Below are 18,542 nucleotides of genomic sequence, written 5' to 3' on the forward strand. Positions count from 1 at the left end.
AAAAATATTATGAATATTACAATTGCCTCTTATTTAGCTGGTTTCATTTCTGGCATTTCTATTGCCGGTTATTTTATTGGCAAGGAATTATATCGTTTTTATGTAAAAGACAAAGTGCAAAAAAAACAGCTGCACCGATTGTCTCAATTGAATGACCACATAAAAGAGAAACAAAAATTCCAGTTAGAACCAAATTAATTGATTAGTAAATTCTAATCAATTGAATCTATACTTGTCTAAGTATTCTGAAATTGCAATACTAGTTCTGTCTTTTTAACCCATAATTTATTATTACTGTAATTTTTAAATTAATTATTTATACAATTTATATGAATCGTCTACCCCACATTTTATTTCTTATCGTTATTCTATTTTCATCCTGTGCATCAAAAAAAGATATTATTTATTTTCAGGATGCTGCTAATTATGCTTCAGTTCCAACTTCTGTCAAAGCTGTTTTGGTACAGCCAAATGATATATTGAATATTCGAATTGGTGCGTTGGTTCCTGAGACAGCATTACCTTATAATATACAAACAGGAAGCGAGGCAACCAATTCTACATTAGATGCGCTAAAAGTTCAGGGCTATTTAGTGTCTCCTGAGAAAACAATTGTGCTGCCTATTTTAGGATCTGTTAGTACAGCAGGACTATCTGTAACCGATTTAGAAACAAAGATTAAAATAGAGCTCGAAAAAGGTGGGCATTTAGTAGCTCCTACAGTTGCGATTCGAATTTTGAATGCTAAAGTAACAGTTCTGGGAGAGGTAAAAGCACCTGGTACTTATACGTTTTTAGAGCAATCACTATCGGTTCCGCAAGCCCTAGGTTATGCTGGAGATTTAACCATAAACGCTAAGCGAAATGATATTTTATTAATTAGAGAATCAGAAGGCAAAAGAATAATGATGAATATAGATTTGACAACAGTAAACTGGATGAACAATCCGCAATATCAGATTCGTCAAAATGACGTATTGGTTGTTAACCCGAATAATGCAAAAGTAAAAACGGCCGGATATATAGGCAATACAGGTACTGTACTTACAATTGCTTCATTGATACTAAGCTCTATTATATTATTAACTAGATAAAAGCCCCATGCATACAGATAAAAACGAATATTTTGACCCAATAGAAGACGAGAATTCCGTAAAATTAAAACAGATTGTGAGTAAATATTTAGGGTATTGGCCCTGGTTTTTAGCGACAATTATAATAGCACTTTTTATTGTTTTTACCTATTTGAGATATACCGACGTGGTCTATAAATCAGAAGCGAAAGTAAAATTATTAGTTGATAAGGAAAGCTCTAATTTTACATTAGATGTGACGAAATTATTTAATAAATCAAACATAAATTTAGAAAATGAGATTGCTTTGTTTAAGTCCGTTCACCTATCAGAACAAGTAGTTAAGAATTTAAAACTGAATGTAGAATATTATTATAATTCTACAGTGAGATCTAAACAAATATACAATGCCCCATTTGTTGTGAGCTACCATGACGATATAACAAACTTAAAAGATGACTTGGAATACTCAATAAAAGTAACGCCAACAGGATATACTATTTTAGATGTTTTATCTGGGCAAAAGTTTGAAATCAAGGGATATACTTCAGATAAAAAAATTGCCCATTTGCCAATAAGTATAAAACCAGCTTTAGGATCAGTCATCACAAAAAGTATAGATATTAACTATAATGTGGTGCTAAAACCACTAGATAAAACTGCTTTAGAACTCAGTAATGCATTCGAGGTTGATGCCGAAGGAAAAGACAGTGACATTCTTTCTATTTCATTAGAAGGAACCAATGGGCCTCAATCAGAAGCAATTATCAATAATTTAATTCATGTTTTTGAGGCTGATGGTATTACCGATAAGCAAGAGGTTTCACGCAGAACAATTAATTTTGTCGACGATCGTTTTGTTTATTTAAGAAAAGAACTTGACTCTATAGAAAGTTCCAAAAAAAATTACAAGAAAAACAATAATCTAAGTTTTATTCAGGAAGATGCCGGTTCAAGTATTCTCCAGAAAACAGCAAAGGAGCAAGCGTCATTTGACATAGAATCTCAATTATTATTAGCAGATTTACTAAAAAAAAGTATCGAATCTCAAAAAGCATTTGAGCTTTTACCGGCAGACATAGGCATACAAAATCTTACTATCAATCAATTGGTAGCCGATTATAATACTGCGGTTTTATCCTATCAAAAACTACAAACAAGCGCAGGGAGTAATAATCCCGCTATTCAGCTTTTGGTTAGCACATTAGTGAGTTTAAAAAACAATATTATTAATTCGGTAAATGGTTTCAAGCAGCAATTGAAAACAACTCTTGTTCAGAGCGAATCAGCTCAAAAAGCAGCTGAGGGAAGTTTTGCTTCTATACCTGAAAAAGAAAAAGTTTTACGAAGTATTGAACGTCAGCAAAACCTAAAAGAAAGTTTGTATTTGCTGCTACTTCAAAAACGTGAAGAGGCATCTATCAATTTAGCCGTTACAGTAGCTAATACTAAAATTATAGATTACGCCATTACAGATATTTATCCTGTCTCTCCACAAAGAGGCAAGATTATTTTGATAGCCTTATTTTTAGGAATGGTTATCCCGTTTACTATTTTATTTATAATTTTTAAATTAGATAATAAAATATATACTGCAGCAGATGTTGAAAATATAGCCGACAATATACCTATTTTAGTAGAGTTGCCTTCGCTAAAAGAAGATAAAGATTCGCAAATGCAAAATTTAGAAGCTTTTAGAACTTTAGCGCACAATACTAATTTTATTACTCCATATACCGATGATAAAAAGGGTAAAGTAATATTTGTTACTTCCTCTATAAAGGGAGAAGGAAAAACTTTCGTTTCGTACAATTTAGCTACCGCTTACTCACATCTTGATAAAAAAGTAATTGTTATAGGTACTGATTTTAGAAATCCACAACTGCATAGAAACTTAGACAATGTAAGTAAAGACACCAGAGGATTTAGTAATTATTTGCATGATAGTACTTTACAATGGAAAGATTTATTGATTACTAATGGAGATAATGAATTTTCTTTTGATCTTTTTTTGTCCGGAATTATACCTCCAAACCCAACCCTGTTATTATCCAATCAGCGTTTTGCAAGTTTTATTGATGAAGTAAAAGCAGAATATGACATTATTATATTTGATACGCCTCCAACCTTATTGGTTAGCGATACTCTTATGGTTTCTAAATATGCTGAAACAACATTATTTGTTGTACGGTCCGGGGTTACAGAAAAAAATCTGATATCTTATTCTAAAAAACTTTATAAGGATAAAAAAATCATCAATATGGGATATGTACTTAACGATATTGATTTTAGTTCAAGTTATGGTTATGGGTATAATTACGGTTATGGCTATGGTTACGGAAAAGAAGTTGAAAAAGAATCATGGTTTAAAAAGTGGAAAAAAAAATGATTAAAATGTAATAGAAAGAAACACAACTCTAAAAAAATAAAGCAACAGCAATCCAAATGAATTTAGCAATAGGTATTTTAAAAAACACACAGGAATGGTTAACGCCTGTTTTTGATCAGCAAACACAAGATAAAGTAAATGAAATGATTGCTTTAAATCCGAAAGAATTAAAAGAAAGTTTTTATAAAAATCTTGAATTTGGTACAGGGGGAATGCGCGGAGTAATGGGGGTTGGTAATAATCGTATTAACAAATATACCTTAGGAAAAAGCACCCAGGGATTATCTAATTATTTGTATAAGGTGTTTGCGGATCAAAAACTTAAAGCGGTTATTGCATACGATTGCCGCCATAACAGTGATACACTAGCCAAAACTGTCGCTGAGGTTTTCTCAGCCAATGGTATTCAGGTATATTTGTTTTCCAGTCTCAGGCCTACACCTGAATTATCTTTTGCTTTAAAACACCTCAATTGTCAATGCGGGATCGTACTTACTGCTTCTCATAATCCACCGGAATACAACGGGTATAAAGTATATTGGGAAGATGGAGGCCAAATTGTGCCCCCTGAGGATGCAGAAATTATAAAAGCCATCGAAGACTTAAAATACGACCAAATTAAGTTTGAAGCTAATGATGATTTAATTCAATATATCGATACCGAAATAGATCAGGCTTTTGTGAAATCATCCGTTCAAAATGCCAGTTTTAATACCTCCTCTGAGGCCAAAGATAATCTGAAGATTGTTTTTACGTCATTGCACGGGACTTCAATTACCGTTGTACCAGATACATTGGCGTTGGCAGAATATAAAAATGTATATATTGTTGAAGAGCAAAGAGTACCAAATGGAGATTTTCCGACTGTAAAATCTCCAAACCCCGAAGAACCCGAAGCCTTGACAATGGCTTTGGCATTAGCAGAAAAAACGAATGCTGATATTGTTATTGGTACTGATCCTGATTGTGATCGTTTAGGAGTAGCTGTTCGTGATACTGACGGAAAAATGACTTTACTGAACGGAAATCAATCTATGATTTTAATGACCGCCTTTTTGTTAGAGCAATGGAAAAAAGCGGGAAAAATAAACGGGAAACAATTCATTGGTTCAACTATTGTTTCAACTCCAATGATTAGTGAACTGGCAGCAGCTTATGGCGTTGCCTATAAAAGTGGTTTAACAGGTTTTAAATGGATCGCCAAAATGATTAAAGATTTTCCGGAACTCGAATTCATTGGTGGAGGAGAAGAGAGCTTTGGTTATATGGTAGGAGACAGCGTTCGTGATAAAGATGCGGTTGGAGCAAGTTTATTAATTTGCGAAGTCGCTGCCCAGGCCAAAGCGAATAACAGTTCTGTATATAAAGAATTATTGCAGCATTATGTAGATTTTGGTTTTTATAAAGAACATTTAATTTCTATTACCAAAAAAGGAATCGAGGGATTAGCTGAAATCAATAAAATGATGGTGAATTTAAGAGAAAATCCTCTAAAGGAAATTAACCATCAAAGAGTAGTGAGGGTTGAGGATTATAAATCATCGGTATCATTAAATTTGTTGAATAACGAATCAGAAATTATAAACATGCCCAAGGCAGATGTCCTGATTTATTATACCGAAGATGGTTCTGTAATTTGCGCCAGACCAAGCGGAACCGAACCAAAAATTAAATTCTACATCAGCGTGAATCAAGAATTAGATACAATAGAAAATTTTAAAGTTATTGAAGATATGCTGAATGAAAGAATAAAAAATATCAGCACTTCGATGCAATTAGAAAAACAAACAAATTAATGCTAAAAAAAAAGATATAAGTATTCTTTAATTAAAGAGTTAGTTTGATTTAAGGTTACAGATTATGGGTCAAAAGTAAAATGCAATTTAGTTATGTTAATGAAAAAGCTGTTCAATTTTGAACAGCTTTTTTTATTGACTATTCAAGATTATTCAAGACTTTTTATGTTGAACCTGGAATTTTAGGCTAAAGAAAAATTTTATTATTTTCCAGTAAACGGTCCATTTTCTTTTTGTTATGAATCTTAAGAGGTACAGTTTTAAATTGATTGATTTCAGCTTCACCATGAATGTCTGATCCTGTAAAATCATACAAATCATTTTTAAGTAATTCTATCGCCTGGAGTTGAATACTTTTTCCGTAATACCCTGTTAATGAAAGTAAGTTTAGTTGAAAAAAGACTCCATATTGCTTTAATTTTTGATATTTACCCATCGAGTTATGAAGATAAAGATAACGCTCAGGATGCGCTATAATTATTTTATAATTTTTTGTTTTTAACTCAAATAGCATTTCATACAGATTCAAAGGATTATTAAATAAATTAAATTCTATCAGAAGATAATTATGTGGTAAGCCTAGTAATTTTTCATGATTGCTTTTTACAATTAAAGTATTATCTAACATATACTCGCTCGAATACCCTTTTAAAAACATCTTATTGGTATCGTTTTTAAGAGCTACTTCATAAGCCTGTTTTATACTTTCAGAAGTATTATTCCAGATCCCGTTAAAAGTATGTGGCGTAGCGATAGCTGCATTGATATTTAGTGCCTTCATTTGGGCTATTAGATAACTCGTTTCTTCAGGTGTTTTAGCACCATCATCAATACCTGCAAGTAAATGATTGTGAATATCAATATAGCCATCAGGTACTATTTCTTTGAGATAAAAATTTGATTTAAACAGTGAAAACATAAAGTATTTTTGTATCAAATTTATTTAAGCTTCTTCTTCAAACAATTATCAAAGAAGGACAATAAAGTCTTATTCAGGATATTTAATCTTCTTTTAAATATTATCCTGTTTGGAGAATGAAATTTACAACCTGATTTTGCGGAATTTCGGCAACTTTATTTTATTAAAAAATAGAGTAACTTTTATTTTATTAATGAGTGACCGCAAAATAATTAAACCTTCGGGATAGATTTTTAGCTAAAAATAAAACGTTTCACCTATAAGTTCTTGTAATAACCCAAAATATATAGTGTTCCAATTCCTACCATTAAATCCAACTACAGTTTAGAGATATAGTATTGATTTTTAACGATAAATACTGCTTAATTCTGATTTTTATAAGCAGTAATTCTAACAAAAACCTCAGAATTAAAAACTGAATTCGTATATTGTTCTGCTAAAATTGACTATGCCAAGCATATACATTTTAAAATATCTGCTTTCAAACGTTTTCAGTTCATTTTAATACAAATTATCCAGATTATGAAAAAATCATTAATGCTCTTCCTTGCATTCTTAGCTTTTACAGCGTGCTCAAAACATCATGATAAAAAAAATATTACGATCACTGGAATAGATTCCACATTGCGACCTGGTGATGATTTTTTTAAATATGTAAATGGCAAATGGTATGATTCTGTAGCAATACCTGCATCCCAGTCCGGAGTTGGTGCCTATATGTTTATGAATTACCCGCAACGAATGCGCCTGCAAGGAATATTGGACAGTATTTCGCAAAGCAAGAATCCAGCAGGAAGTATAGCACAAAAGGTAGGAGACTTTTATGCATCAGGTATGGATACTGTAACTATTGACAAACGCGGTTATGCGCCTATCAAACCCCTACTTGCCAAAATTGAAGCAATTAGCGATTTACCGTCCTTAATGAACTTTGTGGTTAATGAAGTAAAAGTGTACAATTCTTCTATTATAGGTTTTGGAGTGGGACCCGATGATAAAAACAGCAGTATGAACATTGCCCAAATCTATCAAACGGGTATCGGTTTGCCTGACAGGGACTATTATTTCAAATCAGATTCATCAACTGTTGCCATACAGGAATCGTACAAAAAATACCTTGCTACATTATTCCAACAAACAGGCAACGATGCTAAAGAGGCTAAAAAGAATGCTAATTTGGTTTACGATATTGACAAACAACTCGCCGTTTCGCATAAAACAAAAGTTGAACTTCGTGATGTGCAGGCAAATTATAATAAAATGGCTGTGACAGATCTTGCAAAAAGGCATCCCAACATAAACTGGACTACTTTTTTAAATAATTTAGGTGCTCAAACCGATTCCATTAATGTAGGACAACCTGCCTATTATGACGCCCTTAATAAACTCTTAAAAACCATCCCCATTACTAATTGGAAAATTTACTTAAAAGCAAATTCTATAGAAAGATATGCAGATGATTTAAGTAAACCTTTTGCAGATGCCTCATTTGAGTATACCAAAGTGCTTTCTGGTCAGGCTGTTCAAAAATCACGTGGCGAAAAAATGGCTAATGTCCTTGACAATTATTTAGGAGAAGCGCTGGGTGAATTGTATGTAAAGAAATATTTTTCAGAGGATGCCAAAAAACGGATGTTAATCCTGGTGAATAATCTGCAAAAAGCGTATGCCAAAAGAATTGATAAATTGGAATGGATGAGTCAAAGTACCAAACAAAAAGCCAAAGAAAAATTGGCAGCCATGACTAAGAAAATAGGATATCCGGATAAATGGAGAGACTATAGCAAGGTACAAATAGCCAGAGATACCTATTTTGAGAATATGGTTTCGGCCGCTACAGCTGCATATCAATTTCAATTGGCAAAATTGGGAAAATCAGTCGATAAATCAGAATGGTATACTACAACTCCAACAGTTACGGCATATAATAACCCTACTGCAAATGAAATTGTTTTTCCTGCAGGTATTTTACAACCTCCCTATTTTGATAATAATGCAGATGATGCACTTAACTATGGAGGTATTGGAATGGTTATAGGTCACGAAATAACCCATACTTTTGATGATCAGGGTGCTCAATATGACAAGGATGGCAACTTAAAAAACTGGTGGACAAAAGAAGATTATGCAAAGTTTAAGTCAAGAATACAACAGGTGATCAATTTGTACAGCACCTATACTGTTTTAGGCGATTTACACATTAATGGCGCAATGACAGTTGGTGAAAATACGGCGGATATTGCCGGAATAGCTGTTGCTTATGATGCTTTTAAAATGACCCAACAAGGAAAAGGGAATACAAAAATTGACGGTTTTACTCCAGACCAGCGCTTTTTTATTTCTATAGCCAAAATATGGAGAGTAAAAATGAAAGACGAATTCCTGCGTTTGTGGATTAACAATAATCCACATTCTCCACCAGCTTGGCGTGTTAATGGTCCTCTGATGAATACTACACCTTTTTACGAAGCATTTAATGTACAACCCGGAGATAAAATGTTTTTGCCGAAGAAAGACAGAATAACAATTTGGTAACCCTCGCTCTGCGAAATGTTCCCATGAAAAATGCGCCAAGTTCACTGTGAACTTTGCGCATTTTTTTGTTTCTTAGAAATTCTAAACCTTATAAAAGTCTCCTCACTTTTACGATTTAACTTAAAACAAAAAAGTTCCAGATTTCTTTGAAGCTTTTGTCTTAGTAAGGGGAGGCATTGAAATACCTGACCAGTTTATTGAAGATTATATTAGAATTATAGCATGTGCACCGCAAAATTTGATTTTGAAGATTTGCAATATTTTGTTTGAAGAGAAAAAGCTTATAATTTTCGATATTAAGTTTTCTGGTTCAAATTCCATCAAGGTTACTATAAAAAAATCGTATAAGAAAGAGAGCTGTTTTTTAGCCTATAACATATGTTTTGCCGTATTTGGGTTTTGTCAGAATTATCGTTTTAATTCGTATTTTTGTTTAGTCGAGCATACTCGGTTTCAAAATTCCCAAACACGGCAATGCGCAAGAACGTTAGCGTTCATTGTTAGTGAGACACTCTAAAATTTTAAAGAAATGAAAAATATACCGACACTTTATCAATGGGCAGGTGATATTAAAACCTTTGAAACTTTGTTTACAAAGTTTTATGACAAGGTCTTGAAAGATGATTTATTAGGCGAAGTTTTTATAAATATGTCACAAGAGCATGTAAAACAGGTTTCACATTTTGTCGCAGAAGTATTTGGTGGTGACAAACTTTATACAACCGAAGATAAAGGAAGTCATTCTATTATGATTGGCAAACATATTGGCAAAATGCTGACCGAAGAAAAACGCCAGCGTTGGGTACATCTTTTATTGCAAACAGCAGATGAAGTAGGTTTAAAAAGCGACCCAGAGTTTCGTTCTGCATTTGTAGGTTACATTGAATGGGGAACACGGCTTGCAGTTATCAACTCACAACTTACAGAAAATTCAATGGCATCAAATGAGCCTATGCCTAAATGGGGTTGGGGAGAAACAGGCGGACCTTACATTTCAAATGAAAACTAATATGAAACATCTAAAATATTTCACCCATTGTTTATGCGGTTTCTTATTTAATTGGCTGTAAAGGCGAACGTCTTCTGACTTCGCAAGCACAATCTGTATCAAGTAGAGTTTTAATATAAACAAAAAAGCTCCAGATTTCTCTGAAGCTTTGTCTTAAGGTATGTCTGAGTGTTGCTGATCGATATCACGTGAAGCCTTTTCAGCGTTTTGTACTGCCAATTTAATATTCTTTATAAATGAATGCTGTGTCTCCGGAAATATTAAAAACTATTTTGGAATTACAGAGTTTGCCTTCGCTCTCAGAATTTGCCTTGGGAGGAGGGACCAATCTTGCTATGCAGTATAATCATAGAGTATCTGATGATATTTATTTATTTATTTTGTCCCAATATAATTGGAAGAAAAGGTTTTAATAGAATAAAGGATGAAGTATCTGTGTTTTATGGTGATAAAGTTATTCGATTTGATAATCCCTGTGATATTGATGACCAGTTTATTTTTATGAGATTTTTTATTGTGATTTCTAAAGAATCAGTTATAAAAGTTGAACTTCTTCAAAATATGAAGAATCTTTATCCAATTGAAATTAAAGAAGGTATTCGATTATTATCAAAGGGGGATATTGGATTGTTCAAATTGGTCAGTGCATATAAACTCCTGCAAATGGCTCCCAGAAAGCGAGCTTGATGTCTATACAGAGGAATTTAAACGTACCGGTTTCCAGGGTGGCTTAAACTGGTATCGCTGCACCACTGGCGGTTTGAAGAGGTCTGACCTTGAACACTGGGTGCAGCAGGAACAATCTGAGAAGGTTGTAGGATTTGATTGTTGATTTTTTGAAGAACTTAAAATAGAGAAGATTTGAATAGTATAATAAAATAATTTTGACACAAGATCATTTTAAGCATTAAATCATTCCTGATTCCGTTCGAAGATATAAATGATACTGGCTTGCAAGAATACTATGCGAATTTTTAAAAAACCTGTATAAAAAATAACTTACTATTTTAGAAATTCTTTAAGAAATGGGTTTTAATTCGAAACCATCTTTTAATACTACTTTCAAAAGTAGACTAATCAAACATCTGTCTTGTTTTTAAGATGCTAATTATTAAGTGTTTGTAAAAAGTCGAACGTTTCTAAAATAAAGTCGAACCAATTTAATTGCTGTAAATTGGTTCGACTTTTTTCATTCGGTCGCCAACGTTAAGCTTATAATGCAATTTTGCTTCAAATTAATACTAACAATTAAAAATTTGAAATCATGAAAATTGCATCCTTATTTATTTTATTTCTACTCCCATTCTTATCTTTAGCACAATTAAAAGAAAACATAAAAGGTAGTAATACTCAGTTGGCGTCTGCAAACCCACAAACTGAAACCATCTTAAATGATTCTGACCTAAAAAATCAAATTTCTGAAGAAAAATACGTTTTAATAAATGGTATTGAACAATGGGTTACCATAAAAGGAAACCCTTCAAAACCCATTATCTTATTTATTCACGGAGGGCCAGGAAGTACAATAAGTCCTTATATTGATGTTTTATATAAAAATTTGGAAAAGGATTTTGTTATTGTTCAATGGGACCAGCGAGGAGCTGGAAGAACTTATGGACGCAACACGCCTCCAGAGGAATTAACTTCAGAATATTTAAAAGATAACCCTTTGACCCTTGAACAAATGACTAGCGATGGAGTTGAATTGTCAAAATATCTTTTGAAACATTTAGGGAAACAAAAAATCATTCTTGCCGGAACGTCATGGGGTTCGGCACTTGGAGTAAAAATAGTTACAAAACAACCAGATCTTTTTTATGCGTATGTTGGACATTCTCAAATTGTTAATCCTAGTATTGATATGGAATTTTATTCTAAAGTATATAAAATGGCGGAAGACAGAAATGACAAAGAGGCTCTTGACATATTAAATTCTATAGGTAAACCTCCGTATAGCAGAGCAAAAAATACAGGCTTGTTATTTAGAATTTTAAAAAAATATGAAAGAGCAAATTCAACACCTGCTCCGGACAATTGGTTTGTACTGGCTCCAGCTTACGACAACGATATTGACAGAAAAAACAGAGAAGATGGTGATGATTATTCGTTTGTAAATTATGTTGGTGATGATAAATTAGGAGTTCAATCAATAAGTAGAACCATTAACTTAATGAGAGACAATTTAGAATTTAAAATTCCAGTATATTTAATACAAGGCAATGAAGATATTATGACGCCAAAAGAAAACTCCAAAAAATATTTTGATAAAATTCAAGCACCTAAAAAAGAATACTTTTTGTTACCAAAAGCGGCTCATGGTTTTAATCAATCAGTTGTAGAAACACAATATAAAATATTTAAAAGTATCAAAACTTTGTAAATTATTGTAAACCAGATATAATAAATATTGATAAAAGTGGTTCAAATATAAGTGCTATTAGAGTTTATAACAAACGTTCGTTTTCCAAAATAACAATCCGACAATGTAAATATCTCAACAGTATTGTTGAGCTAAGACCATCAAAATGGCTTAGGCTTTAAAAGTTTTGAATCTGCAAAGAGAACCCTTAGTGGAATTAAATTATGTTTTAATAAAACAGATGCGAAAGAGCCAAATACTTTGGTCGGAATTTTTAAATAACAAATAGAATAAAACATATAAAACAAATATTTATGAATAGGATTTTAACGATATTTTTTTCAGGCTTACTTGTTGTTTTTCTCAATTGTGAGAAAAACAATGATGAAGTAACAGATAATGGTAACACCAAAGGTGGGGTTAACTCAGGAGGAACTTCAATAACAAAAATTGTTCATCTTGGTTTGTTAACCACTCTTGATGAATTAAATATTGTTAAGGAAAACCAAAACATTGATCCTTGGAAATCAGAATTAGCAGCACTTAAAGCATCTGCATCAGGTAGTTTAAACTATACGATGAAAGGGCCTTTCCCAAATATTTCTCGTACCGGTTCAGGAGAAACTAGTAATCTTACTGGTTGGGCTGCACATGGAAAAGATGCTACAGCTTGTTATGTACAGGCATTGTTGGGATACATCACAGGAGATACTAAATATACTCAAAATGCAATAAACATCATTAATTCCTGGTCAAATACCCTAGTTTCTGTTGGAGGCGCAGATGTAGAACTCCTTGTAGGAATTCAAGCTCCACTTTGGGCACAGGCCGGTGAAATCCTTTCATATACCAATTCTGGATGGCAAGAATCAGATATTATACGAGCCAAGAATATGATGACCAATATATTCCTCCCTGCTATTGATGGCTTTGACCCTGCCGATGGAGCGAATTTTAGTACATCGTGTATGTATGCTACAATGGCAATGGCAGTATTTACTAATAATATAACAAAATTCAATGACGCATGGAAAGCTTTTAATTCAAAAGGTGGATGCCCAAATGATTACTCAATTTATAAGAATATTGCAGCAAATGGACAAAATGTAGAATCAGGGCGTGATCAAGTGCATAGTTGGTCATCTTATGAAATGTTGGCAGGGATTGCTGAAATTGCATATCATCAAGGATTAGAGCCATATACTTTGGGTTCAAATCGTTTATTGACTGGTGTAGAATATTGGTGCGGGTATAATTTAGGACAAGACATGCCTTTTGATGTATCCGTTTACAGATGCAGAGCTGGATGGGGGCCATGGTCTAGAATTTCTGATACAGGTAGAGGTCAGCCTATACAACAAGGCTCGGTATGTAATATGGTTTATCACGCTTATTATCGATTGAATCTGATACCCACTAATTCGTATACTAAACTTATGGTGAATGTAATGGCCGCAACTGTTGTTGATCCAACAGCCAGAAATGGTTGGGGAAATCCTTTTATTGGAGATGGATTACTACATCAAATTGCTCCAGGAGAAAAGCCAGGAACAGAAGTTAAGTAGTCGTTTGGTATAATTTGAGAGGTAAAAAAGTTATTGTTTTATTTAGAGTGACTAATAAAAAGAACTTCAATTTTAATAGTGCCGTGCCGTATAGCAAAAAAAAAAAATAAATTCTATTGGTTTTCTGGCAGATAAATATAGCAGATACAATTGGAATAAGGATAAATTAAAAGGAAAAAACAAATTAAGAACTGTAATTATTAATCGTGACAAAACAGAGCACGCCGAATATCTAACTTTTACTAAATCGAAAAATATGGATACAGCATTTAACTCCTTCAAACATCAACAGATAGACGTAAAGGGTATTTCGATACATTTAGTTGAGTCAGGGAACAAGAGTAAACAAACTATTTTGTTTTTGCATGGTTATCCGGAAAATTGGAGAGCTTTTGAAAACATAATGTATATTTTAAAAAATGACTACCATCTTTTAGCAATCGACTTGCCTGGTATTGGAAAATCGGAACAAATAACTTCAAGCGACAAACTCTCTATTGCTGCTTTCCTAAATGATTTAATTGAAAAATTAAATTTAAAAAATATTATTTTAGTTGGTCACGACTGTGGCGGTATGATAACGTATTCTTTTATCAGACACTTTGCCAACAAAATAGCCAAGGCTATAATTACCAGTACAGCTGTTCCTGCCGTCGAACCTTGGGAAGAGGTTAAGAGGAATCCTCATATATGGCATTTTGCTTTTTATGCTATCCCTAATTTACCTGAAAGCTTAATTGAAGGCAAACAACGTTTACTTTTCGATTATTATTTTGACTCCCTAACTTTTATTAAGGATGCTTTTAGTGTGGATAAAAGAAAATCGTATGCAGATGCGTACTCTAATCCTTTATCCCTTAAAACAAGTTTTGATTGGTATCGGGCATTTCCGAAAGATGAGAAAGACAATGCTAATTACATTGAAGTTAATATTCCTGTTTTGTATCTAAAAGGAGACAAAGATTTTGGAGATATTAAAAACTATATTGAAGGATTTAAGAAAAGCGGGCTAAAGAACATAACAGGCGAATCAATTGCCAATAGTGGGCATTTCACATTCGAAGAACAGCCATATGAGGTTGCAATAGCTTTAGATAGCTTTATAAAACAAAAAAGTAAATAAATCCCATTTAAATAGGCTATAATTGGCGGAAGAGTGATTTTTCTATTATATTTTCAGGGTAATCAGAATAACTTAATAATAGTTTAAGTTATTGGGACTCGAACCAGTTTTTCTAGAGAATATAGGCTTTTTATATTTGAATAGAAATAGTATAAGATTTATCGAACCATGAATCGGCAAACAACTTTATAGGCCTTAAATAGATGATGTTTCTGATCAGCGGATTAATTTACTTTTGTCGATTTTTTAAAGATAAAAATCAGAAATTAATACATATATTCGCAAAAATTTTTGTGAATGAAAGTAATATTACACTTATTAATATTAAGTTGCTTTTTTAATGTGTCTTTACACGCTCAAAATGAAACTAATATTACCTATGGTCTAAAACTCGGAGGAATTTATTCTAAAATCAGTAATTTACCTGAAAGTATTAAAGGCAGGGATAACACTTTTGATAATAGTGTTATGGAAGGCAAAGGTGGCTACGGAATCGAAGGTGGCTTCTTTTTAAACTGCAAACTTTACGATACCCGTGTTGCCATTCAACCAGAACTTTTATTCAGACAGTCTTCTCAAACGGTCAATTATCACGATACTACAGGTAAGGAATTTGAATTAGGATTAAAGTATGCCTACCTGCAGATTGGTGCTTTATATAAAGTATATCCCTATGAAGGTTTAAATTTAGGATTTGGTGCTTTCTACGGCATCAGTTTATCTCCAAACAATATTACTTATAATTCTAACGAGGCCGGTGGAATGTATGACGTTGCCACTAGGCAGTTCTATCAGGATGGTCTTGACGGTGCTGACGATTTCTCGTTATGTTTTGCATTAGGCTACGAATTGCACCAAAGTATTCACTTTGATTTACGCTATTATTTAGGGGTAAAAGATGTGGTAAAAAGTAATGCATCTTCTTTTCAGTTTATCGAAAATCAAAACAAAAGCGGGGTATTTAGTTTTTCTTTAGGCTACAGTTTTCATCAATGGTAATTTCAATAAAAAACATGAAAAAAATTATTCTGCTACTAGTATTAGTTAGCACAAAAACAGTATTTGCACAAGGTGACAGAGAAATAACATACGGCCTTTTTGGTGGCGGCATTTATTCTAAAATGTCAAATCTTCCCGATGTAATAGTTCCAAAAGGAATTTATGAAGGATATACGTTAAAGGAAGAAGGCAAATTTGGAGGTACGGCAGGTCTGGTAATCAACTGGAAATATCCGTATGCCAAAGTAAGTATTCAGACTGAAATTTCCTATTCAGGTCAGGGAACTGATTTGAATTATGAAGATATAAAAGGTTTAAAATACAAAATGACTTTTGGTTACAGTTATATTAACGTCGGGGCACAGTTTAAATATTATCCCGTTGAAGGATTCTATATAGGCGCGGGACCGTATGTTGGATTTAATATTGCCAGTGATAATATCAAATACACTTCTAATGCACAGGAAATATTTGCTGATTCAGGCACTTATTTTGAGCCGGATGCCAACGTGCAAAAAGTATTGAAGGAGTCCTTGACAGGGAAGAATTATTTCTACGGAATGCTATCAGCAGGATATGAATTTAGTTCGAATTTTTCAATCGGTGCTCGTTATACTTTAGGGCTTACAGATGCTTTGACAACAGAAGAAAACGGGCATCGTTACAGCGAAAACAAAAACAAAATCAATAGTATTTCATTGATTATTGGGTACTCTTTTAACTTTGATGATCTGGCCAATTTCTAAGAGTAGATTTCATTTTAAAACATAAAGAATTATGTATAGAAAGATTTTTTTAGCATTGACTTTTATAAATTTATCGGCAAGTAATCTGGTGTTCTCTCAGCAAAAAGTATTGCCCGGAGCAGTCGAAGATCCTTCTTTTTGGATTAAAACCCGAAACAACGCTGATGCCTATTACTGGGAAAGCCTTACTAATAAGGAAGGGAAAATATCAGCAAAAAAGCAGACCGGAGCGACTTTTAATTTTAATCCTAGTATTGTTTTTGATACAGCTCAGGACTCCCTGATTTTACCTTTGGGCGTAGAGAGTAAAAGGCGTCAGACTTTATTTATGGTCTATAAAGTAAAAGATAGTTTGAAAGAGCAATTTTTGTGGACGATCAATGATCCTCAAAAAACACTCTCTGTGGCAACCAATAAAAGATTAGTCGATTTAAAAAGATATTCGTACCAGTCCTATCAGGAAAAAATAAAACCCCATAAAGCCAACATTCATTTTTTTCAACAGAATATTACTGATAGTGTTGCAAAGTTATCTTCACTCACTATTGGACAAAAATCTAAATTCGAGAAATTACCTCCTGAAGAGTTTAAAGGAAATATAAGTGAAATTCTGGTTTACAACAGGGTTTTATCGGGCAAAGAAACCCAAAAAGTAGCCAGTTATCTCGGTATTAAATATGGAATTTCGCTTTCGCAATTTGAAAGTAAAAACTATCTCAACAGTCAGGGGGAAATTATTTGGGATATCGACCAACATAAGAACTTTGATTCCTCCATTACCGGAGTTGGAAGAGATGATGCCAGCGGATTACTGCAGTTAAAGAGCAGCAACATGATCGAAGAAGGATTCTTGACGATGGAACTGAAAAGTAAATCGGGTACAATTCCCAATAACTACTTTGCTTTTTGGAGTGATAACGGAAAAAATCTCTTAGTCAAAAAACAAGAACAAGGAGAACCAATAGGAATTGCGAGAGAATGGCAATTGGATTTTACAAATCCAAGCGATCTAGGTCTGGATTGGTCGCTGAACCCTAATTTTATAAAAGGAACATTTCCAAAGGATACTTACTACTGGCTTTTGGTCGATTATTCCGGTAAAGGAACTTATGATGAAAAGGATTCGCAATACGTTCGTTTGACCAGCACTTCGAGTACAGAAAAGTTGGTTTTGAATGATTTTAACTGGGATAAACAAAAATCTGGCAAAGCCAAATTTACTTTAAAAGTAGCGCCTGTAATGTTTAGCAGAGTCTGGATTACCCAAGCAACTTGTGGGGTAGCCGGATCTGGAGAATTGAATTATACGATAGAAGGCGGTGAAGCGCCTTTTACAGTAACGGTTAAAAAAGAAGGAAGCGAAGCGGTTGTAAAACAATGGAATCAGGCTGCCAAAAGCAGTACAGGATTGCAGCTTTCATCTGGAACTTATGATTATATCGTGAGAGACGGAAAAGGAAATTTATACTCTGAAACCGTTTTTGTGGCTGATAAACAAGGAACATTTCCTAAGTTAAAATCAGATTATCTTTTAACGAACGGAAACGCTTTGGTGTTAGACGCCAGTGCCGGTTTACCGGAAGGATACTATCAATATGAATGGCTTTATGAAGGAGATTTTATAGATAATAATCCTAAAATTATGATTGATCAGGCTGGTACTTATGAGCTTCGATTGTTAAACGGTCAGCAATGCAAAACTGCTACTAAAATTGCAGTTGGGACAGACGGAAAAGAAATTACAGATTCAAGTATTATTATTTTATATCCAAACCCAACGCCTGATGGTCATTTTTCTGTTGCGATGCAATATCCACACAAGACAGATGCAAATATTAATATTTACTCCCCAACAGGAGCACTTATAAAACAAAGATACCTCACTCAAATAGAAACTTATTTGTATGATGATGTTATTAGTAGTTCAACGGGAATGTATCTGGTATCTGTTAGTTCAGAATTTGGCACAAAAACTTTTAAAGTTATTGTGAAGTAATTTAAAAATAAGACGATCCTTTTAATCGATTAC

The 18,542-nt window shown here is 33.4% G+C and carries 14 protein-coding genes; 13 read left to right on the plus strand and 1 reads right to left on the minus strand.

Annotated elements, in window-relative coordinates; translation table 11 throughout:
• The first annotated feature begins 9 nt into the window (after nt 1-9).
• The 4 genes from ASC72_RS15070 (at nt 10) to ASC72_RS15085 (ending at nt 5,258) form a co-directional block, all read left to right on the plus strand.
• Nucleotides 10-198 carry a hypothetical protein gene (locus ASC72_RS15070; protein WP_056192286.1) on the plus strand — a complete coding sequence of 63 codons (189 nt, stop codon included), beginning with the start codon at nt 10-12 and terminating at the stop codon, nt 196-198.
• 131 nt (nt 199-329) lie between these two features.
• Nucleotides 330-1,094 carry a polysaccharide biosynthesis/export family protein gene (locus ASC72_RS15075; protein WP_056192289.1) on the plus strand — a complete coding sequence of 255 codons (765 nt, stop codon included), beginning with the start codon at nt 330-332 and terminating at the stop codon, nt 1,092-1,094.
• 7 nt (nt 1,095-1,101) lie between these two features.
• A complete protein-coding gene (locus ASC72_RS15080) occupies nt 1,102-3,462 on the plus strand; it encodes a tyrosine-protein kinase (RefSeq protein WP_056192292.1) in 2,361 nt (786 codons plus the stop codon).
• A gap of 56 nt (nt 3,463-3,518) precedes the next feature.
• Nucleotides 3,519-5,258 (plus strand): phospho-sugar mutase, encoded by a 1,740-nt coding sequence (locus ASC72_RS15085; RefSeq protein WP_056192295.1) that lies wholly within the window; start codon nt 3,519-3,521, stop codon nt 5,256-5,258.
• A gap of 187 nt (nt 5,259-5,445) precedes the next feature.
• Here the strand turns inward: ASC72_RS15085 and ASC72_RS15090 are convergent, their stop codons facing one another.
• Entirely contained in the window at nt 5,446-6,177 is a 732-nt protein-coding gene (locus tag ASC72_RS15090; RefSeq protein ID WP_082564320.1) for a tyrosine-protein phosphatase, read from the minus strand.
• Between the two features lie 522 nt (nt 6,178-6,699).
• Here ASC72_RS15090 and ASC72_RS15095 point away from each other — a divergent pair.
• The 9 genes from ASC72_RS15095 to ASC72_RS15135 all read left to right on the plus strand — a co-directional run bounded on the left by ASC72_RS15095 (nt 6,700) and on the right by ASC72_RS15135 (nt 18,509).
• A complete protein-coding gene (locus ASC72_RS15095) occupies nt 6,700-8,712 on the plus strand; it encodes a M13 family metallopeptidase (protein ID WP_056192297.1) in 2,013 nt (670 codons plus the stop codon).
• A gap of 529 nt (nt 8,713-9,241) precedes the next feature.
• Complete coding sequence (locus tag ASC72_RS15100; protein ID WP_056192301.1) at nt 9,242-9,721, plus strand: group II truncated hemoglobin; 480 nt, start codon at nt 9,242-9,244, stop codon at nt 9,719-9,721.
• A 360-nt stretch (nt 9,722-10,081) separates the two neighbouring features.
• Nucleotides 10,082-10,408, plus strand: coding sequence for a hypothetical protein (locus tag ASC72_RS24135; RefSeq protein ID WP_157849286.1), 327 nt, complete (start codon nt 10,082-10,084; stop codon nt 10,406-10,408).
• A gap of 577 nt (nt 10,409-10,985) precedes the next feature.
• Entirely contained in the window at nt 10,986-12,101 is a 1,116-nt protein-coding gene (locus ASC72_RS15110; RefSeq protein WP_056192307.1) for a S9 family peptidase, read from the plus strand.
• A gap of 293 nt (nt 12,102-12,394) precedes the next feature.
• Nucleotides 12,395-13,645, plus strand: a complete 1,251-nt coding sequence (locus tag ASC72_RS15115) for an alginate lyase family protein (RefSeq protein ID WP_056192310.1) — start codon at nt 12,395-12,397, stop codon at nt 13,643-13,645.
• A 256-nt stretch (nt 13,646-13,901) separates the two neighbouring features.
• Entirely contained in the window at nt 13,902-14,768 is an 867-nt protein-coding gene (locus ASC72_RS15120) for an alpha/beta fold hydrolase (protein ID WP_056192314.1), read from the plus strand.
• 297 nt (nt 14,769-15,065) lie between these two features.
• Entirely contained in the window at nt 15,066-15,767 is a 702-nt protein-coding gene (locus ASC72_RS15125) for an outer membrane beta-barrel protein (protein WP_056192318.1), read from the plus strand.
• Between the two features lie 14 nt (nt 15,768-15,781).
• On the plus strand, nt 15,782-16,513 hold the full coding sequence (locus ASC72_RS15130; protein WP_056193540.1) for a porin family protein: 732 nt from the start codon (nt 15,782-15,784) through the stop codon (nt 16,511-16,513).
• Between the two features lie 31 nt (nt 16,514-16,544).
• Nucleotides 16,545-18,509 (plus strand): T9SS type A sorting domain-containing protein, encoded by a 1,965-nt coding sequence (locus tag ASC72_RS15135; RefSeq protein WP_056192320.1) that lies wholly within the window; start codon nt 16,545-16,547, stop codon nt 18,507-18,509.
• Nucleotides 18,510-18,542 lie beyond the last annotated feature (33 nt).

The sequence above is a fragment of the Flavobacterium sp. Root420 genome, assembly GCF_001427905.1.
In the GTDB taxonomy this organism is placed as follows: Bacteria; Bacteroidota; Bacteroidia; order Flavobacteriales; family Flavobacteriaceae; genus Flavobacterium.